This window comes from Paracoccus gahaiensis (assembly GCF_005048225.1).
GTDB classification, from domain to species: Bacteria; Pseudomonadota; Alphaproteobacteria; order Rhodobacterales; family Rhodobacteraceae; genus Paracoccus; species Paracoccus gahaiensis.
Window position 1 is genome coordinate 1 of record NZ_SUNI01000033.1, and the last position, 21,196, is coordinate 21,196.

Annotated in this window: 24 protein-coding genes; 13 read left to right on the top strand and 11 right to left on the bottom strand. The window is 68.7% G+C overall.

Annotated features, from left to right (window positions below; all coding sequences use genetic code 11):
* Positions 1 to 109: EF-Tu C-terminal domain-related protein (locus tag FA743_RS18625; protein WP_136886666.1), on the top strand; the 109-nt coding region annotated here is incomplete at its 5' end.
* 188 nt (positions 110 to 297) lie between these two features.
* Positions 298 to 1,206: an SDR family oxidoreductase gene (locus FA743_RS18630; protein WP_136887578.1), complete on the top strand. Its 909-nt coding sequence runs from the start codon at positions 298 to 300 to the stop codon at positions 1,204 to 1,206.
* Between the two features lie 268 nt (positions 1,207 to 1,474).
* Here the strand turns inward: FA743_RS18630 and parC are convergent, their stop codons facing one another.
* A complete protein-coding gene (gene parC, locus FA743_RS18635) occupies positions 1,475 to 3,715 on the bottom strand; it encodes a DNA topoisomerase IV subunit A (protein ID WP_136887579.1) in 2,241 nt (746 codons plus the stop codon).
* A 127-nt stretch (positions 3,716 to 3,842) separates the two neighbouring features.
* Between parC and FA743_RS18640 the strand changes: the two genes are divergently transcribed.
* From FA743_RS18640 to betC, 9 genes are all read left to right on the top strand, one after another.
* Entirely contained in the window at positions 3,843 to 4,352 is a 510-nt protein-coding gene (locus tag FA743_RS18640; RefSeq protein WP_136887580.1) for an SH3 domain-containing protein, read from the top strand.
* Positions 4,349 to 5,167: an SDR family NAD(P)-dependent oxidoreductase gene (locus FA743_RS18645; RefSeq protein ID WP_136887581.1), complete on the top strand. Its 819-nt coding sequence runs from the start codon at positions 4,349 to 4,351 to the stop codon at positions 5,165 to 5,167. The genes FA743_RS18640 and FA743_RS18645 overlap by 4 nt, the downstream gene beginning before the upstream one ends.
* A 26-nt stretch (positions 5,168 to 5,193) precedes the next feature.
* A complete protein-coding gene (locus tag FA743_RS18650; RefSeq protein ID WP_136887582.1) occupies positions 5,194 to 5,394 on the top strand; it encodes a twin transmembrane helix small protein in 201 nt (66 codons plus the stop codon).
* Positions 5,394 to 5,966: a cob(I)yrinic acid a,c-diamide adenosyltransferase gene (locus FA743_RS18655; RefSeq protein ID WP_136887583.1), complete on the top strand. Its 573-nt coding sequence runs from the start codon at positions 5,394 to 5,396 to the stop codon at positions 5,964 to 5,966. Before FA743_RS18650 ends, FA743_RS18655 begins: the two co-directional genes overlap by 1 nt.
* A 123-nt stretch (positions 5,967 to 6,089) precedes the next feature.
* Entirely contained in the window at positions 6,090 to 6,848 is a 759-nt protein-coding gene (locus FA743_RS18660; protein WP_136887584.1) for an electron transfer flavoprotein subunit beta/FixA family protein, read from the top strand.
* Positions 6,848 to 7,774 carry an electron transfer flavoprotein subunit alpha/FixB family protein gene (locus tag FA743_RS18665; protein ID WP_136887585.1) on the top strand — a complete coding sequence of 309 codons (927 nt, stop codon included), beginning with the start codon at positions 6,848 to 6,850 and terminating at the stop codon, positions 7,772 to 7,774. Before FA743_RS18660 ends, FA743_RS18665 begins: the two co-directional genes overlap by 1 nt.
* A 173-nt stretch (positions 7,775 to 7,947) precedes the next feature.
* On the top strand, positions 7,948 to 8,823 hold the full coding sequence (locus FA743_RS18670; protein ID WP_136887586.1) for a 3-hydroxybutyryl-CoA dehydrogenase: 876 nt from the start codon (positions 7,948 to 7,950) through the stop codon (positions 8,821 to 8,823).
* A gap of 79 nt (positions 8,824 to 8,902) precedes the next feature.
* Entirely contained in the window at positions 8,903 to 9,838 is a 936-nt protein-coding gene (gene choX, locus FA743_RS18675) for a choline ABC transporter substrate-binding protein (RefSeq protein ID WP_136887587.1), read from the top strand.
* Positions 9,839 to 9,843: 5 nt separating this feature from the next.
* On the top strand, positions 9,844 to 11,337 hold the full coding sequence (gene betC / locus FA743_RS18680; protein WP_281281793.1) for a choline-sulfatase: 1,494 nt from the start codon (positions 9,844 to 9,846) through the stop codon (positions 11,335 to 11,337).
* 58 nt (positions 11,338 to 11,395) lie between these two features.
* Here the strand turns inward: betC and FA743_RS18685 are convergent, their stop codons facing one another.
* The 6 genes from FA743_RS18685 to FA743_RS18710 all read right to left on the bottom strand — a co-directional run bounded on the left by FA743_RS18685 (position 11,396) and on the right by FA743_RS18710 (position 14,661).
* Positions 11,396 to 11,809 carry a DUF2852 domain-containing protein gene (locus FA743_RS18685; RefSeq protein WP_136887588.1) on the bottom strand — a complete coding sequence of 138 codons (414 nt, stop codon included), beginning with the start codon at positions 11,807 to 11,809 and terminating at the stop codon, positions 11,396 to 11,398.
* Between the two features lie 88 nt (positions 11,810 to 11,897).
* Positions 11,898 to 12,527, bottom strand: a complete 630-nt coding sequence (locus FA743_RS18690) for a TetR/AcrR family transcriptional regulator (RefSeq protein ID WP_136887589.1) — start codon at positions 12,525 to 12,527, stop codon at positions 11,898 to 11,900.
* Complete coding sequence (locus FA743_RS18695) at positions 12,527 to 12,805, bottom strand: HPr family phosphocarrier protein (protein WP_136887590.1); 279 nt, start codon at positions 12,803 to 12,805, stop codon at positions 12,527 to 12,529. The genes FA743_RS18690 and FA743_RS18695 overlap by 1 nt, the downstream gene beginning before the upstream one ends.
* Positions 12,802 to 13,224, bottom strand: a complete 423-nt coding sequence (locus tag FA743_RS18700; RefSeq protein WP_136887591.1) for a PTS sugar transporter subunit IIA — start codon at positions 13,222 to 13,224, stop codon at positions 12,802 to 12,804. The genes FA743_RS18695 and FA743_RS18700 overlap by 4 nt, the downstream gene beginning before the upstream one ends.
* A 31-nt stretch (positions 13,225 to 13,255) precedes the next feature.
* Positions 13,256 to 14,218, bottom strand: a complete 963-nt coding sequence (gene rapZ, locus FA743_RS18705; protein ID WP_136887592.1) for an RNase adapter RapZ — start codon at positions 14,216 to 14,218, stop codon at positions 13,256 to 13,258.
* Between the two features lie 29 nt (positions 14,219 to 14,247).
* A complete protein-coding gene (locus tag FA743_RS18710) occupies positions 14,248 to 14,661 on the bottom strand; it encodes an HPr kinase/phosphorylase (protein ID WP_136887593.1) in 414 nt (137 codons plus the stop codon).
* A 235-nt stretch (positions 14,662 to 14,896) separates the two neighbouring features.
* Here FA743_RS18710 and FA743_RS18715 point away from each other — a divergent pair, with 235 nt between their 5' ends.
* Complete coding sequence (locus FA743_RS18715) at positions 14,897 to 16,492, top strand: phosphoenolpyruvate carboxykinase (RefSeq protein WP_136887594.1); 1,596 nt, start codon at positions 14,897 to 14,899, stop codon at positions 16,490 to 16,492.
* Between the two features lie 190 nt (positions 16,493 to 16,682).
* Here the strand turns inward: FA743_RS18715 and FA743_RS18720 are convergent, their stop codons facing one another.
* The 4 genes from FA743_RS18720 to FA743_RS18735 all read right to left on the bottom strand — a co-directional run bounded on the left by FA743_RS18720 (position 16,683) and on the right by FA743_RS18735 (position 20,789).
* The gene (locus tag FA743_RS18720) at positions 16,683 to 17,381 is read right to left on the bottom strand and encodes a hypothetical protein (RefSeq protein WP_136887595.1); all 699 of its coding nucleotides are present in this window, start codon (positions 17,379 to 17,381) and stop codon (positions 16,683 to 16,685) included.
* 148 nt (positions 17,382 to 17,529) lie between these two features.
* A complete protein-coding gene (gene argF / locus FA743_RS18725; protein ID WP_136887596.1) occupies positions 17,530 to 18,456 on the bottom strand; it encodes an ornithine carbamoyltransferase in 927 nt (308 codons plus the stop codon).
* 171 nt (positions 18,457 to 18,627) lie between these two features.
* Positions 18,628 to 19,800: an aspartate aminotransferase family protein gene (locus FA743_RS18730; RefSeq protein WP_136887597.1), complete on the bottom strand. Its 1,173-nt coding sequence runs from the start codon at positions 19,798 to 19,800 to the stop codon at positions 18,628 to 18,630.
* Between the two features lie 152 nt (positions 19,801 to 19,952).
* Positions 19,953 to 20,789 carry an ABC transporter permease gene (locus FA743_RS18735; protein WP_246055053.1) on the bottom strand — a complete coding sequence of 279 codons (837 nt, stop codon included), beginning with the start codon at positions 20,787 to 20,789 and terminating at the stop codon, positions 19,953 to 19,955.
* 117 nt (positions 20,790 to 20,906) lie between these two features.
* Here FA743_RS18735 and FA743_RS18740 point away from each other — a divergent pair.
* Positions 20,907 to 21,196: GcrA family cell cycle regulator (locus FA743_RS18740; protein ID WP_281281794.1), on the top strand; the 290-nt coding region annotated here is incomplete at its 3' end.

A 21,196-nucleotide genomic window follows, 5' to 3' on the forward strand; every position in this document is an offset into this window, starting at 1 on the left:
CGAGGTCGAGCTGATCGCCCCGATCGCGATGGAAGAGAAGCTGCGCTTCGCCATCCGCGAAGGCGGCCGCACCGTCGGCGCCGGCGTGGTCTCCAAGATCATCAAGTGATCCGCGCCCGAAAGGGCAAGGCCACGTGAACCCACGACAGGGGCCGTCCGAAAGGGCGGCCCTTTCGGTTTGCGGGGGAGTAATGTCAGTTGCCCGCCCCGGGCCGCGCGACCCGGCACCCTTGGCCCTCTTGGAACATTCGCCAGCCTGCGCCGTTGCCCCGCGAACACGAAGCACAAGAGGCTCCCATGTCCGACACCCCCGCCCGTCCCCCCTTCCGCAGCGGCGCCATCTCCGACCCCAGCCTGCCGATCCCCGATTTTCCCGCGCAGGAACAGGCCTTTCCGGGTCTGGCGCAGAAGATGGACCCCCTGCCCGACCATGGCGAGACCAGCTATCGCGGCAGCGGCCGGCTCAAGGGCAAGCGCGCCCTGATCACCGGCGGCGACAGCGGCATCGGCGCCGCCGCCGCCATCGCCTATGCCCGCGAGGGCGCCGACGTGGCGATCACCTACCTGCCCGACGAGCAGCCTGACGCCGATCGCGTCGTCGTCGCCATCGAGGCCGAGGGCCGCACCGCCGTCGCCATCCCCGGCGATCTGCGCGACGAGGGCTTCTGCAAGGAGATGGTCGAAAGCGCCGCTTCGCAGCTGGGCGGGCTGGACATCCTGGTCAACAATGCCGGCCGCCAGCAATTCTGCAACCGGCTGGAAGACCTGACGACCGAGGATTTCGACGCGACGATGAAGACCAACATCTACGCGCCCTTCTGGGTCACCCGCGCCGCCCTGCCCCATATGGAGGCCGGCGGCTCGATCATCATCACCTCCTCGGTGCAGGCCTTCTCGGGATCGGCGCATCTCTTCGACTATGCACAAAGCAAGGCGGCCAACGTCGCGTTCGCCCAATCCCTGGCCAAGCAGCTGGCCCCGCGCGGCATCCGCGTGAACGCCGTCTGCCCCGGCCCCTACTGGACCGCGCTGCAGATCAGCGGCGGCCAGCCCACCGACAAGGCGCAGGAACACGGCGCCAGCCAGCCCCTGGGCCGCCCGGGCCAGCCGGTCGAGATCGCGCCGATCTATGTGCTGCTTGCTTCGGACGAGGCCAGCTACATCACCGGCGAATATTTCGGCTCGGTCGGCGGCGGCGGTCTGTAGCATCCCTGCCGAAAAGAAAGAGCCTCCGGCGGGGATATTTTAACCAAGATGAAAGATCTTCGCGCGAGGATGGAGGGGCGGTACAGGCGGGGACGCCGATGACCGCCCAAGGTGAAAGCGCCCTGCCGGGCCGCCCTCCCCGGGGCCGTCACGGCAGGGCGCCGTCATGTCCGCACCCCGCTCTTTCATCTTGGCCCAAATATCCCGGGGAGGCCGCCGCGCAGCGGCGAGCGGGGCGGAGCCCCTCTTGCGGCGCCTCGCCCTTCGTTCAGGCGAAGCGGTTGTTGCGGGGGAAGCCGCGCGGCGCCATGCGGCCGGCCGAAGCGCGCTTGCCCAGCCAGTCCGACAGGTCGGGCTCGGTCCGGGTCTTGCCGCCGCCCATGGGCCAGGACAGGCCCTGTGCCAGGGTCAGCGTCTCGGCATCCGTCAGGACCTCGTCCTTGAACAGCCCGCCCGGGTTCAGCTTCATCAGCCGCACGCCCTTGCCGCGCGACATCTCGGGCAGCTCGGCCAGCGGGAAGACCAGCATCCGCCGGGTTCCGGCGACCACCGCGACATGGTCGCCCTGCACGGGCTTGCACAGCAGCGCCTCGCCGTTCAGCACCTGCTTGCCGCTGCGGGTCTGCGCCAGGATGTCGGCCGAGTTCACGACGAAGCCGTTCGCATCCTTCGAAGCGACCAGGTATTTCGCCCCCGCCCGCCACGGGAACAGCGCGATGATCTGCGCCTCGTTGGGCAGATCGACCATCAGGCGCAGCGGCTCGCCCATGCCGCGCCCGCCGGGCAGCGTATTGGCGGGCAGCGTGTAGAACCGGCCGTTTGAGGCGAAGATCATCAGCTTGTCGGTCGTCTCGGCATGCAGCGCCTGTCCCGGGCCGTCGCCGTCCTTGAACTTCAGCTCGGCCTCCAGCGGCTGGTGGCCCTTCATGCTGCGGATCCAGCCCATCTTCGACAGGATCACCGTCACCGGCTCGCGGTCGATCATCGAATCGAGGTCGATGGCGGGCAGTTCGGTCGCCTCGCCGATGGTGGTGCGGCGCTGGCCCTCGGGGCGCGACTTGCCGAAGAGGTTGCGCACCTGCTTCAGCTGGTCGGTGATCTGCGCCCATTGCGCCTCCTCGCTGTCCAGCATGGCCTGCAGCCCCTCGCGTTCGGACAGCAGCGCGTCGCGTTCGGCGCGCAGCTCGATCTCTTCCAGCTTGCGGAGCGCGCGCAGGCGCATGTTCAGGATCGCCTCGACCTGCACGTCGTTCAGCCCGAACTCGGCCATCATCACGGCCTTGGGCTCGTCCTCGGTGCGGATGATCTCGATCACCCGGTCGAGGTTCAGATAGGCGACCAGATAGCCCTCCAGCACCTCCAGCCGGGCGGCGATCTTCTCCAGCCGATAGGCGGCGCGGCGGACCAGCACCTCGCGGCGGTGGTCCAGGAAGGCGCGCAGCACCTCCTTGAGCGAACAGACCTTGGGCACGCGCCCGTCGATCAGCACGTTCATGTTCAGGTTGAAGCGCAGCTCCAGGTCGCTGTTGCGGAACAGCGCGCCCATCAGCTGCTCGGGATCGACGGTGCGGGCCTTGGGCTCCAGCACGATGCGGATGTCCTCGGCGGATTCGTCGCGCACATCGGCGAAGATCGGGATCTTGCGCGTCTGGATCAGCTCGGCCAGCCGCTCGATCAGCTTGGATTTCTGCACCTGATAGGGGATCTCGGTCACGACGATCTGCCACAGCCCGCGGCCCAGATCCTCCTGCGCCCACCGGGCCCGCACGCGGAAGGCGCCGCGGCCGGTGCGATAGGTCTCGGCGATGCTCTCGGCGCTCTCGACCAGCACGCCGCCGGTCGGGAAGTCGGGGCCCTTGATCAGCGTGGCCAGCGTGTCGTCGCGCGCATCGGGCATCTTGATCAGATGCAGGCAGGCATCCACGACCTCGTGCAGGTTGTGCGGCGGAATGTTGGTGGCCATGCCGACCGCGATCCCCGAGGCGCCATTGGCCAGCAGGTTCGGGAAGGCGGCGGGCAGCACGATCGGCTCGGACAGGGTGCCGTCGTAATTGGGGCGGAAATCGACCGAATCCTCGGTCAGCCCCTCCATCAGCGCCTCGGAGGTCGCCGCCAGACGCGCCTCGGTGTAGCGGGCGGCGGCGGGGTTGTCGCCGTCGATATTGCCGAAGTTGCCCTGCCCGTCGACCAGCGGATAGCGCATGGCGAAATCCTGGGCCAGCCGCGCCATCGCATCATAGATCGCCGCGTCGCCATGCGGGTGATAGTTGCCCATCACGTCGCCGGTGATCTTGGCCGATTTGCGGAACGGCCCGTTCGGCGCCAGACGCAATTCGCGCATGGCATAGAGGATGCGGCGATGCACCGGCTTCAGCCCGTCGCGGGCATCGGGCAGCGCGCGGTGCATGATCGTGGACAGTGCATAGGTCAGGTAGCGCTCGCCGATCGCGCGGCTGAGGGGTTCGCTGACGGTGCCCTTTTCGGGGTCGGGAATGAGATCATCGGACATGGGACGTGGATAGGCCGCCGCGCCCGAGGGGTCCAGATCGAAAAACGCCGCCCGGGAACGCCTGCGGGCGGGCGGCGTTGTCCGCGCGAACCGACCGAACGGGTGCGGCGACAGGGGACGGCGCGACATGATCAGGCTGGGACTGCTGATACTCGCCACCCTGACCGTGCTGGTCCTCGCGCTGTGGCAGCTGGGCGATGGTGCGGCGCCCGAGCGCGCACCGGTCACGCCCTCCTCGGCCACCATGACCCCGCAACCCGCCGAGTCTGATCCACCCGCGCCCGCCGCCCCCCTGGCGCCCGAGGCGCCCTCGGGGATCGTGCCCGCCGCCAGCCAGACCCCCGAGCAGGCGCCGCGCTTTCCCGGCCCGCCGCTGGAACCCTCGCCCGAATTCGCGGAGGAAACCCCCGCGCCCGACCTGCCCCCGGGCGAGGCGGGCGCCACCCTCTATGTCACCGCCACCCGGGTGAACATGCGTTCGGGCCCCGGCACGGACAATCCGGTCGTCACCGGCCTCGATGGCGGCACCGCCGTCGAGGCGCTCGGACCCTTGGGCGGCGAATGGATGCAGATCCGCGCGCCCTCGGGGCAGGAGGGGTTCGTCTCGGGCCAGTTCCTGTCGACGCAGGCGCCGTGAGGCGCGTCCTGATCACCGGCTGCTCGTCGGGCATTGGCCTGGACGCCGCGCGGCACCTGCAGGCCAGCGGCTGGCAGGTCGTGGCCACCTGCCGCCGCCCCGAGGATATCGCCGCCCGTCGGGCCGAGGGGATGGAATGCCTGCATCTGGACCTGTCCGACGAGGCCAGCGTCGCCGAATGCGCCGAGGCCGCGCTGGCGGGCGGCCCCTTGGACGCGCTGGTCAACAATGCCGCCTTCGCCCTGCCCGGCGCCGTCGAGGACATGCCGCGCGGCGCCCTGCGCGCGATCTTCGAGGTGAACCTCTTAGGCACCCATGACCTGACCACCCGGCTGATCCCGCAGTTCCGCGCACAGGGCGCGGGGCGGATCATCACCATCAGCTCGGTCCTGGGGCTGGTCGGCATCCCGTGGCGCGGCCCCTATGTGGCGACGAAATTCGCGCTGGAGGGGCTGACAGACGTCCTGCGGCTGGAGATGCACGGCACCGGCGTCAAGATCGTCCTGATCGAGCCCGGCCCGATCACCAGCCGCATCCGCGAGAACGCCATCCCGCATTTCGAACGGTGGGTGAACTGGCAGGCCAGCCCGCGCGCCGACCAGTACCGCGCGACGCTGCTGAAACGACTCTACGAACCCTCGGGCAAGGACCGGTTCGAACTGCCCCCGCGCGCCGTCAGCAGCCGCATCCTGACCGCGCTGACGGTCCCGAACCCCGCCCCGCGCTACTATGTCACGGCGCCCACGCGCATTTCCGGGGTGGCGCGGCGGCTTCTGTCCACCCGCGCTCTGGACTGGTTCGCGCGCCGGAACTAGGTTGAACTCCGAAAGGCGGTGCCCCCATGCCCGATCAATCCCTGTTCCTCGTCACCCTGCTGGCTGTCGGGGTGGTCTTCGCGATCCTGATGACCGGCATCGGCGGCTTTGCCAAAGGCGGCGAGTTCAACCGCAAGAACGGCAACCGCATGATGCGCTGGCGCCTCTATGCCCAGGCCGGCGCGCTGGTCATCCTGATGCTGTTCCTCTGGCTGAGGGGCGCGTGATGGTCGTCCTGAACCGCATCTACACCCGCACCGGCGACAAGGGCGTCACCGCCCTCTCCGACGGCAGCCGCGTCGCCAAAAGCGATCCCCGGGTCGAGGCCTATGGCACGGTGGACGAGCTGAACGCCACGCTCGGCCTCTGCCGCCTGCATGCCACCGGCGACATGGCCGCGCGCATCGCGGTGATCCAGAACGACCTGTTCGACCTGGGCGCCGACCTGTCGCGCCCCAACATGGCCGCCGATGGCGAGGCGGGCTATCCGGTCCTGCGCATCATCGACGCCCAGGTCGACCGGCTGGAGGCCGAGATCGACGCGATGAACGCCGATCTGACGCCGCTGCGCAGCTTCATCCTGCCCGGCGGCACGCCCTTGGCCGCGCATCTGCACCTGTCGCGCACCGTCGCGCGCCGGGCCGAACGCCGCGCGACCGAGCTGCTGGCAGGCGGCGACGTGAACGGCGCCGCGATCCGCTATCTGAACCGGCTGTCGGACTGGCTGTTCGTCGCGGGCCGCGTGGTCAACGACAATGGCGCGGCCGACATCCTCTGGGTCCCGGGCGCCAGCCGCTAGGCCCCGACCCCGTCGCGGGAGGCGCAAACGCTGCGTCCCGCGACGTTTTTGCCCTGTCATTGCCGGGCGTCCCTGTCTAACAATCCCTCCGACAGATGACGCTCAATCAAGGGAGAGAGGCTCATGAAAGTCCTCGTGCCAGTCAAGCGCGTGATCGACTACAACGTGAAGGCCCGCGTGAAGGCGGACGGATCCGGAGTCGATCTGGCCAACGTGAAGATGTCGATGAACCCCTTCGACGAGATCGCCGTCGAAGAGGCGATCCGTCTCAAGGAAAAGGGTGTCGCGACGGAAATCGTCGCCGTGTCCATCGGCGTCAAGCAGGCCGCCGAGACCCTGCGCACCGCGCTCGCCATGGGCGCCGACCGCGCTATCCTGGTCATCGCCGCCGATGACGTGCATCAGGACATCGAGCCGCTGGCCGTCGCCAAGATCCTGAAGGCCATCGTGGACCAGGAACAGCCGCAGCTGGTCATCGCCGGCAAGCAGGCCATCGACAACGACATGAACGCCACCGGCCAGATGCTGTCGGCGCTTCTGGGCTGGTCCCAGGCCACCTTCGCCAGCAAGCTGGAGGTCGAGGGCGATCTGGCCCGCGTCACCCGCGAGGTCGATGGCGGGTTGCAGACGATCGAGGTCAAGCTGCCCGCCATCGTCACCGCCGACCTGCGCCTGAACGAGCCGCGCTATGCTTCGCTGCCGAACATCATGAAGGCCAAGAAGAAGCCGCTGGAGGAGAAGACGCCCGCCGATTACGGCGTCGACGTCACCCCGCGCCTGACGATCACCGCCACCCGCGAGCCCGAGGGCCGCAAGGCCGGCATCAAGGTCGGCTCGGTGGACGAGCTGGTCTCCAAACTCAAAGAAACGGGGGTCGTGTGATGGCTGTCCTTCTTCTGGCCGAAGTCACCGGCGGCGAGCTGAACCGCGACGCCACCGCCAAGGCCGTCAGCGCCGTCGCCTCGCTCGGCGACATCACCGTGCTCTGCGCCGGCGCCCAGGCCCGTGCCGCCGCCGAGGCCGCCGCAACCATCGCCGGCGTGTCCCGCGTCCTCGTAGCCGAGGCGCCGCTCTACGGTCACCGTCTGGCCGAACCCACCGCCGCGCTGATGGTCTCTTTGGCGGGCGATTACAGCCATATCGTCGCCCCCGCCACGACGGATGCCAAGAACATCATGCCCCGCGTCGCGGCGCTTCTGGACGTGATGGTCCTCTCCGAGGTCTCGGCGGCCATCGACGCGGACACGTTCGAACGCCCGGTCTATGCCGGCAACGCGATCCAGACGGTCACCTCCTCGGACACCACCAAGGTCATGACCATCCGCATCGCCAGCTTCGATGCCGCGGGCGAGGGCCCCGCCGCCCCCGTCGCGGACGCGACCCCGGGCGCCGATCCGGCCCTGTCCAGCTGGCTCTCCGATGAGACCGCCGAAAGCGACCGCCCCGACCTGACCTCGGCAGGCCGCGTCGTCTCGGGCGGCCGCGCGCTCGGCTCCAAGGAGCAGTTCGTGATGATCGAGCAGCTGGCCGACAAGCTGGGCGCCGCCGTCGGCGCCAGCCGCGCCGCCGTCGATTCGGGCTATGCCCCCAACGACTGGCAGGTCGGCCAGACCGGCAAGGTCGTCGCCCCCGACCTCTATGTCGCGGTGGGCATCTCGGGCGCCATCCAGCACCTGGCCGGCATGAAGGACAGCAAGGTCATCGTCGCCATCAACAAGGACGAGGAAGCCCCGATCTTCCAGGTCGCCGATTACGGCCTCGTGGGCGATCTCTTCACCCTCGTCCCCGAACTGACCGAGAAACTCTGACCCCTTCATCTTGGTCATAAATATCCCGGGGGGAGTCGCGGCACGCGACGGGGGGCAGCGCCCCCCTCCCGCCGCAGTCCTCCGCAGACCGCCCCCTCCCAAAGGGGGCGGTTTTGCATTGCAGCATGTCCCGCCCCGCCCTATCGTCCGCCGGAACAAGCAGGGGGTTCGGGATGGCGGTTCAATCGGTTGGCGTGATCGGCGCGGGTCAGATGGGCAACGGCATCGCCCATGTCTTCGCCGTCGCGGGCTATGACGTCCTTCTGACCGACATCAGCCAGGACGCGCTCGACAAGGCCATCGCGCTGATCGACCGCAATCTGGAACGCCAGGTCAGCCGCGACAAGATCACGGCCCAGGTCAAGGCCACTGCGATGGGCCATATCCGCACCACGCTGAAGCTGGCCGATCTGGGCCAGTGCGATCTGGTGATCGAGGCCGCCACGGAACGCGAGACCGTCAAGCAGGCGATCTTCGAGGATCTGGTCCCGCACCTGAAGCCCGAGACGATCCTGACCTCGAACACCTCCTCGATCTCGATCACCCGCCTCGCCTCGCGCACCGACCGCCCCGAAAAGTTCATGGGCTTCCATTTCATGAACCCCGTGCCTGTCATGCAGCTGGTCGAGCTGATCCGCGGCATCGCCACCGACGAGCCGACCTATCGCGAGCTGCACGCCGTCGTCGAGAAGCTGGGCAAGACCTCGGCCACCGCCGAGGATTTCCCCGCCTTCATCGTCAACCGCATCCTGATGCCGATGATCAACGAAGCCGTCTACACGCTCTACGAGGGTGTGGGCTCGGTCAGCTCGATCGACAGCGCCATGAAGCTGGGCACCAACCACCCGATGGGCCCGCTGGAGCTGGCCGATTTCATCGGCCTGGACACCTGCCTCGCGATCATGAACGTGCTGCATGACGGGCTGGCCGACACCAAGTACCGCCCCTGCCCGCTGCTGACCAAATATGTCGAGGCGGGCTGGCTGGGCCGCAAGACCGGGCGCGGATTCTACGACTATCGGGGCGACACGCCAATTCCGACACGCTGAATGTCGCATTCGGACGGTCGCGCCCCGGGACTCCGTTCTTGACTGAGCGGATAATCAACCAACCCGACAGGAGAGACCCATGACCCGACCGATCCTCGCCACGGCCCTGGCGCTGACTGCCCTCACGGCCATGCCCGCGCTGGCCCAGGACGCCGACAGCTGCGCGACGGTGCGTCTGTCCGATCCCGGCTGGACCGACATCACCGCGACCAACGGCGTCGCGGCGGCGCTGCTGGACGCGCTCGGCTACACGCCCGACATCGCCACCCTGTCGGTGCCGGTGGGCTATGAGGCGCTGAAAGGCGCCCAGACCGACGTGTTCCTGGGCAACTGGATGCCCGCGCAGGCCAGCTTCCGCGCCGATCTGGACGCCGATGGCGGCGTGACCGAACTGGTGCAAAACCTCGAGGGCGCCAAGTTCACGCTGGCCGTCAACCCGGCGGCTGTCGCGCTCGGCGTGGCCGATTTCGCCGATCTGGACGCCCATCGCGACGCGTTCGAGGGCAAGATCTATGGCATCGAGCCCGGCGCGCCCGCCAACCAGAACATCCAGGGCATGATCGACGCCGACACCTTCGGCCTGGGCGATTGGGAGCTGGTCGAGTCCGGCGAGCAGGCGATGCTGGCGCAGGTCGCCCGCAACGACGACACCCCCACGGTCTTCCTGGCCTGGGCGCCGCACCCGATGAACGAGGCGATCGAGATCACCTATCTGTCGGGCGGCGACGCGCAGTTCGGCCCCGATTACGGCGGCGCCACCGTCCACACGCTGGCCCGCGCCGAATGGGCCGAGACCTGCCCCAATGCCGCGCGGCTCTTCACGCAGCTGGTCTTCGACGTGACGATGGAGAACCAGCTGATGGGCGCGATCCTGGACGATGGCGCCGATCCGCAGGAGGCCGCGCGCGACTGGATGGCCGACAACACCGACGCGCTGGCCCCGTGGCTGGACGGCGTGACCACGCTGGACGGCCAGCCGGGCCTGGATGCCGTGCAGGCGGCGGTGGCCGGATAAGAGCCGTGCAGCCCAATATCCTGATCCTCATGGCGGACCAGCTGTCGGGGGTCCTGTTCCCCGACGGCCCCGCCCCGTTCCTGCACACCCCGAACCTGCGGCGCCTGGCGGAACGGTCCGCCCGCTATGCCCATGCCTATACCGCCAGCCCGCTCTGCGCGCCGGGGCGGGCCAGCTTCATGTCGGGCCAGCTGCCCCGCCGCACGCGGGTCTATGACAACGCGGCCGAGTTCGCCTCGGACATCCCGACCTATGCGCATCACCTGCGCCGGGCGGGCTATCGCACCTGCCTGTCGGGCAAGATGCATTTCGTCGGCCCCGACCAGCTGCACGGCTTCGAGGAGCGGCTGACCACCGACATCTATCCTGCCGATTTCGGCTGGACCCCGGATTATCGCAAGCCGGGCGAGCGGATCGACTGGTGGTATCACAACCTGGGCTCGGTCACCGGCGCCGGCGTGGCCGAGATCACCAACCAGCTGGATTACGACGACGACGTGGCCCATCAGGCCTGCCGCAAGCTCTATGATCTGGCGCGCAGCGGAGACGACCGGCCCTGGTGCCTGACGGCCAGCTTCACCCATCCTCATGATCCCTTCGTGGCGCGGCGCCGCTACTGGGACCTCTACGAGGGCGTGCCCGAGCTGGAGCCGCCCGCGCCCCTCCCCTACGTGGAGATGGACCCCCATGCGCAGCGGCTGATGGATGCCTGCGACGCACAGGCCTTCGACATCACCGACGCCCAGATCCGCCGCGCGCGGCAGGGCTATTTCGCCAATATCAGCTATGTCGATGACAAGATCGGCCAGATCCTCGACGTGCTGGAGGCCACGGGCCAGCAGGACACGATCATCCTGTTCCTGTCCGACCATGGCGAGATGCTGGGCGAGCGGGGGCTGTGGTTCAAGATGAACTTCTTCGAAGGCTCGGCCCGTGTGCCCCTGATGATTTCGGCGCCGGAACTGGCGCCGGGGCGCGTCGATCAGCCGGTCAGCACGCTGGACGTGCTGCCCACGCTCTGCGATCTGGCCGGGCTGGCCATGGACGAGATCGCGCCCTGGACGGACGGCGTCTCGCTGGCCAAGGGGGGCGATCGCGGCCCCGTGCCTTTGGAATATGCCGCCGAGGGCAGCATCACCCCGCTGGTGGCGCTACGCGACGGACGCTGGAAATACACCGCCTGCCGCGCCGATCCCGAACAGCTGTTCGACCTGCAGGCCGATCCCGGGGAACGCACCAACCTGGCCCCGGACCCCGCCCATGCCGAAACGCTGGAGCGGTTCCGCGCGATGGCCGCGCGGCGATGGGATCTGGACGCCTATGACGCCGAGGTGCGCCAGTCCCAGGCCCGCCGCTGGATCGTCTACGAGGCGTTGCGCAACGGCGCCTACTACCCTTGGGACTATCAGCCCCTGCAGCGCGCGTCCGAGCAGTACATGCGCAACCACATGGACCTGAACGACCTGGAAGAGACCCGCCGCTTTCCGCGCGGCGAATGACGGACGGGGCCGGTCATCCCGGCCCCGCCCGGTGTCCTGAGCCCAGAGCCTTGCGCGCTTACGCGTCGGCCTTGGCGGTGCGCTTGTCCATGAACTGGTCGAATTCCGACTTGTCCTTGGCCTCGCGCAGCTTGGCCAGGAAATCCATGAACTCGCGATGCTCGTCCTCGAGGCGCTTCAGCGTCTCGGCGCGATAGGCGTCGAAGGCGGTGTTGCCCGTCGAGGTGGGGGCGGAAGGGGTGGAATAGCTGCGTTTGCTGCATCCGAACATGCGCTTGCTCCAGATCATGTAGGTTAGAAGGGCCAGGCCCAGGGGCCAGAAGGCGATAAAGCCCAGGATCATCGCGACGATCCAGGCGGGGCGGCCGCGCCCGTCCAGCCAGTCGCGGGCGCGCATCAGCACATCGCCAAGGCGCTGCCCGGTCGAGGCCTCGGTCGAGGCGGGTCGAAGCACGGGGGTTGCGGTGGTCATCTTTGGTGTCTCCCTATGCTAATGTGAATTACATTTACATAGATGGGAAGGCCGGGCCGTCCGTCAAGACATTTGTCGCGAAAAATCTTCAGTCCTGGATCAAGCCCAGCCCGCGCAGATAGATGATCGCGCCGCTTTCCAGCATTTCCGATGGCTCGACCGGGCTGCGGCTGCCGGGCTTGCCGCGCCCGAACAGCTCGACCACGCCATGGCTCAGCGCCCAGATATGGCTGGCGACCATGCGCGACGGAGGGCGGCTGCCCTCGGGCAGGCGCGCGGCCAGCGCCTCGGCGGCCGAGATCAGCACCCCCTGCGCCCGCCCCGAGGCGGCGGCCAGATCGGCATTCCCGGCGATCGAGATGCCGGATTCGAACATCGCCATGTAATGCCCGGGCCGTTCGGCGGCGAAATCCAGATAGGCCTGCCCCATCCGCAGGAAGGCGCTCAGCGGGCGCGGGCGGCCATCGTCGAAGGCCACCTGCAGCTTGTCGGCAAATTCCAGGAAACCCTGCCGCGCCAGTTCCTCCAGCAGATCCTCGCGGCCCTTGAAATGGCGATAGGGCGCGGCGGGCGAGACGCCCGCCCGGCGCGCGGCCTCGGTCAGGGTGAAGGCCTGGGGGCCCTGCTCCTCGACCAGGGAGGCGCTGGCCTCGACCAGCGCCTGACGCAGATTGCCGTGGTGATAGGTCTTGCGGTCGCGGGAGGTCGGATCGGGCACTACATGCCTTCGCCGAAGAAATCCCCGACAAGGGCCTCCAGCGCATCGGCCAGATCGGCGGCCTGCGGGCCGGTCGTGGTGACCCGGATCTGGCTGCCGCGCGCGGCGGTCAGCATCAGAAGGCCCATGATCGAATCGCCCGAGACGCTCATCCCGTCCTTCTCGACCTGGGCCTGGGCATCGAACCGCTCGACAAGGTCCACGAACTTGGCGCTGGCCCGGGCGTGCAGGCCCTTGACGTTGATGATCGACAGATCGCGGGTCACCGGGCCGGTCATCGCGCCAGCCGCCCGCGACCTGCGGCCGCTTCGGGCGGGACATTGTAGCTGTTGATGTATTTGCGCCCGGCATCCTTGGCAAAGCCCACGGCGATGGGCACCGACAGGTGCCGCGACTTGGCCAGCTTGACCAGCATCGGCAGATTCGCGCCATAGAGGATCGCCCGGTCATGAACCGCGCAGGCCGGCAGCGACAGGTTCGAGGGCGAGCCGCCGAACAGATCCGTCACCAGCACGACCCCGTCGCCCAGATCCACCGCATCCGCCGCCGCCTGGATTTCAGCCGTCTTGGCCGCGCGGTCGTGATCGTCCTCGATCGCGACCGCGGCAATGCCCTGTTGCGGGCCTACGACATGTTCCACCGCGGAAAGATATTCCCGCGCCAGACCGCCATGCGCTACGATGACAATTCCGATCAACGCGTTCCACCAAAACCTTGGGTCAAAGCCGTCATGACGCCTGCCCCTGCAGCGCCCGTGCCCCGCTTGGGGGCGCAGGCTCCGTGCCGGAGGGCAGCGCCGTGATCCGCCGCTCGAGTTCCCTGTGCCTTATTGACACCGGCCAGCCTGCATCTGCAAGCGCCAGAGCCATCTTTTCCACCAAAGTGACGGAACGGTGTTGCCCGCCGGTACAGCCGAAGCCCACCGCCAGATGCGATTTGCCCTCGTCCATATGGGCGGGCAGCAGGAACTGGATCAGCCCGCGCGTGCGGTCAAAGAATTCCGCGAATCGCGGATCGGCCGCGACATGGCCCTGCACGCGCCCGTCGCGCCCGTCCAGCGGCCGCAGGCCCGGCTCCCAATGCGGGTTGGCCAGAAAGCGGCAGTCGAACATCAGGTCCAGCCCGCGCGGCACGCCCCGCTTGAAGCTGAAGGAATGCAGCGACACGCTCAGCCGCCGGTCGGGCCGCAGGTCGAACCAGCGCGTCAGCTCGGCCTTGAGGTCATGGGGCGACAGCTCGGTCGTGTCGACCAGCACATCGGCCCGCGCCCGGATCGGCGCCAGCAGGTCGATCTCGGCCATCACGCCTGCCAGCGGCGCCTCGTCGGGGGCCAGAGGGTGGCGGCGGCGCGTCTCGCTGTAGCGGCGCACCAGCACGTCGGCGTCGCAATCCAGATACAGCACTTCGGGCGCGTAATCGGGGCGCCGGGTCAGCCGGTCGATCAGCTCGATCACGTTGAAGGCGGAAAAGTCGCGGTTCCGGACATCCAGCCCCAGGGCCAGCGGCACCGGCCGCGCCGGCCCGTCCAGCAGGCGCGGGATCAGCGACAAGGGCAGGTTGTCGATCGCCTCGAAGCCCAGATCCTCCAGCACGTTGATCGCGGTGGACCGCCCCGCACCCGAGGGCCCGGTGACCAGCACCAGCCGCTGCACCCGCAGGGCGGCCTGTTCCTCGAAAGCGTCCTGAACCATCCGCATTCCTTTCGCCGGGCGCGCGGCGGTCATGCCAGACGCCGTCCCAGCATCAGCTGCCGCAGTGCAGCGCAAAGATGGGGCCGATAGGGACCCAGCACAAGCGAAACCCGGACCCCCAGCCACTCTTGGTGGCGCAGCTGTGGCAGGCGATCCTCTTCCGGGCGCCCCAGATCGCAGGCCAGCCCGACCGGGACCGGCGGCGAGGGCCGGGCCCACAGGATCCCCACCCCCCGGGCCTCGATCCGGCCCAGCAATGCGGGCGGTGCCTGCGCGATCAGACGGCCGTCCTGCAGGCGCAGATCGGTGCGGTCATCGGCCACCAGCAGGGCGCCCACCGCCATCAGCTCCAGCGCCAGGCCGGACTTGCCCGACCCCGAGGGGCCTAGGATCACCAGCCCCACCCCGTTCAGGGCCACGGTCGTGGCGTGCAGCTGCGTCATCCGAATCACCCCCCTGTCCGATTCTGATCTAACCGGGTTAATTTCCCGCCGTCACCCGCGCGTCATCCGCCCGTCACCTGCCCAATCCGGGGTCATCGGCATCCTGTTGGCGTTAACATTAACTGTTTCCGCTAACCGTTAGCGCTGCCTTGTTCCGTGCCGAATCCGCCGTGCTATAGCCCGGGATAGCCGCCCGTCCCGGGCACCCGACCCCAAACCCCACGGAGCCCCCGACATGACGACGCGCGTAAACCCCCATTGCAGACTGGAAGATCAGGGCATCGCGGGGCTGGGCCAGGTCCATTACAACCTTCTCGAGCCCGCCCTGATGACCCAGGCCGTGGCGCGCGGCGAGGGCCGGATGGGCCTGGGCGGCACCTTCCTCGTCTCGACCGGCGCTCATACCGGTCGCTCGCCCAAGGACAAGTTCGTCGTGCGAACGGCTTCGGTCGAGGACTCGATCTGGTGGGAGAACAACAAGCCGATGGCGCCGGAGGCCTTCGACCTGCTGCACGCCGACATGCTGGCCCATATGAAGGGCCGCGACTACTTCGTGCAGGACCTCTTCGCCGGCGCCGATGCCGACAACCGCCTCGACGTGCGCGTCGTGACCGAGATGGCGTGGCACGGCCTCTTCATCCGCCACCTGCTGCGCCGCCCCGAGGCGGACGAGTTGGCAAGCTTCACCCCCGAATTCACGATCATCAACTGCCCCGGCTTCAAGGCTGACCCCGCCCGCCACGGCTGCCGGTCCGAGACCGTGATCGCGATGAACTTCGATGCCAAGCTGATCCTGATCGCCAACACCGCCTATGCCGGCGAGAACAAGAAATCCGTCTTCACCCTGCTGAACTACCTGCTGCCCGCCAAGGGCATCATGCCGATGCATTGCAGCGCCAACCACGCGCCGGGCGATCCCGACGACGCGGCGGTGTTCTTCGGCCTCTCGGGCACCGGCAAGACGACCCTGTCTGCCGATCCCTCGCGCGTGCTGATCGGCGACGATGAACATGGCTGGTCCGACACGGGCATCTTCAACTTCGAGGGCGGCTGCTACGCCAAGACGATCAACCTGTCCGCCAAGGCCGAGCCCGAGATCCATGCCACCACCACCCGCTTCGGCACCGTGATCGAGAACATGGTCTTCGACGAGGACAGCCTGGAACTGGACTTCGAGGACAACTCGATCACCGACAATATGCGCTGCGCCTATCCGCTGGACGCGATCTCGAACGCCTCGCCGACCAGCCTGGGCGGGCATCCCAGAAACATCATCATGCTGACCTGCGACGCCTATGGCGTGCTGCCGCCCATCGCGCGGCTGACCCCGGCGCAGGCGATGTATCACTTCCTGTCCGGCTTCACCTCCAAGACCCCGGGCACCGAGGTCGGCGTGGTCGAGCCGGTGCCGACCTTCTCGACCTGCTTCGGCGCGCCCTTCATGCCGCGCCGTCCCGAGGTCTATGGCAAGCTTCTGGCCGACAAGATCGCCCAGCACGGCGCCTCCTGCTGGCTGGTCAACACCGGCTGGACCGGCGGCGCCTTCGGGGTCGGCAAGCGGATGCCCATCGCCGCGACCCGCGCCCTGCTGGCCGCAGCCCTGGATGGCAGCCTGAACGCGGTCGAGTTCCGCCGCGATCCGAATTTCGGCTTCGAGGTCCCGGTCAGCGTGCCCGGCGTCTCCGAGGTCCTGCTGGATCCCCGCCAGACCTGGGCCGAGCCCGCCGCCTATGACGCGCAGGCGAAGAAGCTGGTGCAGATGTTCTCGGACAATTTCGCGCAATATCTGGATGCCATCGACGATGAGGTCCGCGCCGCCGCCATCGGCTAAGCCCGCGCGCCAGAACCGCAACCGAAGCCCCCGCCCCTCAGAAGGCGGGGGTCTTGCGTTCCGGCCTCCGGCGGGCGGGGCGTTCGAGGCCCCCCGACAGGTGGGGCGTTTGAAGCCTGGCCCGGCCGGCGTTTGGGATCTCAGCTAGGCGGGGGGGGTTGAGGCCTCAGCCGGGTGGGACATTCCGGCCTCAGCCGGGTGGAGCGGGATCGTCGCGGCGCATCCCCATCGGGCCCATGCCGCCGCCGCCGCCCGCCGCTCCTCCACCACCGCCACTGCCACCGCCGGCACGGTCGCGCCCACCCTCGGCCTTGCCGCCGCGACCGCCGCCACCCCCACCCTGGGGTCGCGTCGGGCCCTGCAGCGGAATGGCGACGGAGGCCGGGATCGGTTCCAGATCCAGCGCGCGGCGGATGAACTCGCGCAGCGAGATGACCAGTTCCGCCGTGTGGATCGGTCGCCCCGCCGCCATGTCGCCCGCCGCCTTCCCGGCCAGCCGGACATGCTCGTCGGTGCCCAGCAGCAGGATGTCGGCAAGCGCCGCCTCGACCGCGTCGCGGATGCGGCGGGGCCGGTCCGAGGCCGGCTCGGGCGCGGGGTCCGCCTCCGGCAGCGCCATCCCGGCCTCTGAGGGCACCTCCACCTTGCGCAGGTCGCGCAGATGCGCCGGGTTGACGGTCAGCTCTCCGGTGAAGGATCCGCCCAGGGTGCGATAGGCCGCGATCAGGGTCCGCAGACGCTCGTTGATCTGCCGGTTCATGCGCTGCTGACGCTGCTGGATGGTCAGCATGACCAGTACCCGGATGCCGACGCCGATGACGGCGAACAGCGCGAGGCCCAGAACGGTGGTCAGCACCCCCTGCCAGGATCCGAAATCGAAACTGCGCATCTGCGTCCCCGTTTTCTCTGGCCTTGCACCCTGACCAGAGCCCGCCAAAAGGGCAAGACCGCGCCCCGGGCACCCGACCGGACAGTCTGCGCCCTTGGCGCGGACTGTCCTCAAGTCACCGGGCGGCCTTGGCCGCCCGTCCGTCAGCTCAGACGCCCAGGCAGTGCCGCATGATCGCCTTCTGCGCATGCAGCCGGTTCTCGGCCTCGTCCCAGATGACCGAGGCCGGGCCGTCCATGACCGCGCTGGTCACCTCGTCCTCGCGATGCGCCGGCAGGCAATGCATGAACAGCGCGTCGGGCCGGGCCTGGTCCATCAGCGCCTGGTTGATCTGATAGCCGCGCAGCTGGTTGTGGCGACGCTCCTTGGCGGATTGCGGATCGTGCATGCTGACCCAGGTGTCGGTCACGACCAGATCGGCGCCTGTCACCGCGCGGGCGGGGTCGCGCTCGATGGTCACCGGATGGCCCTGCGCCGCCGCATAGTCCAGGCAGGCGCGTTCGGGGTCCAGCGGCGGGGGGCCGGTGAAGGTCAGGTCGAAGCCGAACTGCCCCGCCGCATGGGCGAAGCTGGCGAAGACGTTGTTGCCGTCGCCCGACCAGACCACCTTCTTGCCGGCGATATTGCCGCGATGTTCCTCGAAGGTCATCACGTCGGCCATGATCTGGCAGGGATGGGTCCGGTTCGTCAGCCCGTTGATGACCGGCACGGTGGCATATTCGGCCATCTCCAGCAGGGTCGCCTCCTCGAAGGTGCGGATCATGATCAGATCGACATAGCGCGACAGCACGCGCGCGGTGTCGGCGATCGTCTCGCCATGGCCCAGCTGCATCTCGGATCCCGACAGGATCATCGTCTGGCCGCCCATCTGGCGCACGCCCACGTCGAAGCTGACCCGGGTGCGGGTCGAGGGCTTCTCGAAGATCAGCGCCACCATGCGCCCTGCCAGCGGCTGGTCGTCGTCGGGCGTGCCCTTGGGGCGGTCGTTGCGGGCGGTTTTCATCGCGCGGGCGGTGTCGATGATGGACCGCAGCGCGGCCCGGTCGGTCGTGTGGATATCCAGGAAATGGGTCATCTGCTTTGATCTTTCGGCAATTTCCGCCATGGAAGCCCGCTTGCCCGGCCAAGGTCAAGAGGGCGGAGGTTCCCCGGGGGCGCTGCCCCCGCCGCGCGGTGCCCGCACGGCCCCCCCGGGGTATTTTTGCAAAGAAGAAGCGCAGGACGGCCTGGGGGAGGTGGGCGGTCGTCAGGCGGCCAGGCTGGCGGCGGCGCGGTCGAGGCGGGCGACCGCCTCGGCGATCTCGGCATCGTCAATGTTCAGGGGCGGCAGCAGGCGCAGCATGTTGTCGGCGGCGGGCACGGTCAGGATCTGCTGGTCATAGCCCGCGCGCACCATATCCGTCGGCGCCACGCGGCATTTCAGCCCCAGCATCAGCCCCTGGCCGCGCACGCCCTCGAAGACCGCCGGATGGGCGGCGATCAGCCCCTCCAGCTTCTGGCGGAAGAGCGCGGCCTTGCGGTTCACCTCGGCCAGGAAGGCGTCGTCGGCGACGATCTGCATGACCCGCGCGCCCACCGCGCAGGCCAGGGGGTTGCCGCCATAGGTCGAGCCGTGGCTGCCCGCCACCATGCCGGCCGCAGCGGCTTCGGTGGCCAGCACCGCGCCCAGGGGGAAGCCGCCGCCGATGCCCTTGGCGACCATCATGATGTCGGGCGCGATCCCCGCATATTCATGTGCAAAGAGCCGCCCGGTCCGGCCCATGCCGCATTGCACCTCGTCCAGCACCAGCAGCGCACCGGCCCGGTCGCAGATCTCGCGCAGCCCCTTGAGGCAGGCGTCCGGCAGCGGGCGGATGCCGCCCTCGCCTTGCACGGGCTCGACCAGGATCGCGGCGGTGCGGTCGCTGACGGCGGCGTCCAGCGCCGCGTGATCGCCCCAAGGCAACGTGCGGAACCCCGGCATCAGCGGGCCGAAGCCCTTGACCATTTTTTCCGACCCGGCGGCGGCGATGGCCCCGGTCGAGCGGCCGTGGAAGGCGCCCTCGAAGGTCAGGATCTCGATGCGGTCGGGATCGCCCGCGTGATCCCAGTGCTTGCGGACCATCTTGATGGCCAGTTCCGCGGCCTCGGTCCCGGAATTGGTGAAGAAGACGGTGTCGGCGAAGGTCGCCTCGACCAGCAGGTCGGCCAGCCGCTCCTGCTCGGGGATCTGGTACAGGTTCGAGACGTGCCAGATGCGGCCCGCCTGCTCGGTCAGCGCCGCGACCAGATCGGGATGCGCATGGCCCAGCAGGTTGACCGCGATGCCCGCGCCCAGATCCAGATAGCGGGTGCCGTCGGCGGTGATCGCCCAGGCTCCTTCGCCCCGCTCGAAGGCCAGGGGGGCGCGGTTATAGGTCGGCAGGACGTGCGGGATCATGGGCAGGCTCCGGCGATGGATGGGGAACTGGCGGAAACGACGACAGGGACGCGGGCCCGCAAGGGGGCCGGCATCAGCGTCGGGTGCGAAGGCTGCGTCGTTTCGTCATGGCGCGAAGGATGCGCAGCTTTGCCCCGCAAGGCAAGCGCAAATCAGGGCTTCATCCGATAGCCCGAGCGCAGCCAGCGCCAGGCCAGGTACAGCACCCCCGCCACCACGCCCGCGCAGATCAGCGCGCCGCGCCAGACCGGGGCGTCGCTGACCCCGGTGACGCCATGGCGCGCCCCGTCGATCAGGTAGAAGATCGGGTTCCAGTGCGACAGCATGTTGAAGGGCTGGGGCAGCGCCTGCACTGAATAGAAGGTGCCCGACAGGAAGCTCAGCGGCGTGATGACGAAATTGGTGATCGCCGCCATCTGGTCGAACTTCTGCGCCATGATCCCGGCCAGGATCCCCAGCCCCCCCAGCATCAGCGCCGCCAGCAGCACGAAGACCAGCGTCCAGACCGGATGCGCGATGCCCCGCCCGGTGACCAGCATCATGCCCGTGCCGATGACGGTCGCCACCAGCAGGCCGCGCACTACCGACCCCGCCAGATAGCCCGCCAGCAGCTCGCCCGCCGACAGAGGCGGCATCAGCGTGTCGACGATATTGCCCTGCACCTTGGCCGCCGTGATGGAACTCGAGGTGTTGGCGAAGGCGTTCTGGATCACCGTCATCATCAGGATGCCCGGCCCCAGGAAGACCAGATAGGGCAGCCCCATCACCTCGCCCCGCCCCTGGCCCAGGGCCAGCGCAAAGACCACCACGAACAGCCCCGCCGTCATCAGCGGGGCGAAGATCGTCTGCTGCCAGACCGCCATGAAGCGCATGACCTCGCGCCGCGCCAGGGTGCGCAGGCCCAGCCAGTTGACCCGGCCGAAACGGCGCACGCCCATGGCGGGGCCGTCGGGACGCGGGGGCATGGCAGGCATTTGGGGGGCGTTCATCTGGCGGTCCTTGAATTTCTGCGCTTGCGCGGCTAGATCTCGGCATCCCGTTTGTGACGGGGCCAATCGCAGGTTACAAGATGGGGCGGCACGAGAAGCCCGCCCGGAAAGGCAGCCATGTCCTGGACGGATGAACGTGTCGAGACGCTGAAGCGCATGTGGTCCGAGGGTCAGTCGGCCAGCGCCATTGCCAAGGAACTGGGGGGCGTCACCCGCAACGCGGTGATCGGCAAGGTCCACCGCCTGGGTCTGTCGAACCGCAACGAGGAGCCCGAGGCCGCGCCCGCCCCGGCGCCCGAGCCGGTGGTCGCCGCCGCGCCGGAGAAGAAGCCCGCCAAGCCCGCCCCGCAGCCCGCGCCCGCCGCAGCCGCCCCGCGCCCCGAGCCTGTCGCCGCCGCAGCCCCCGC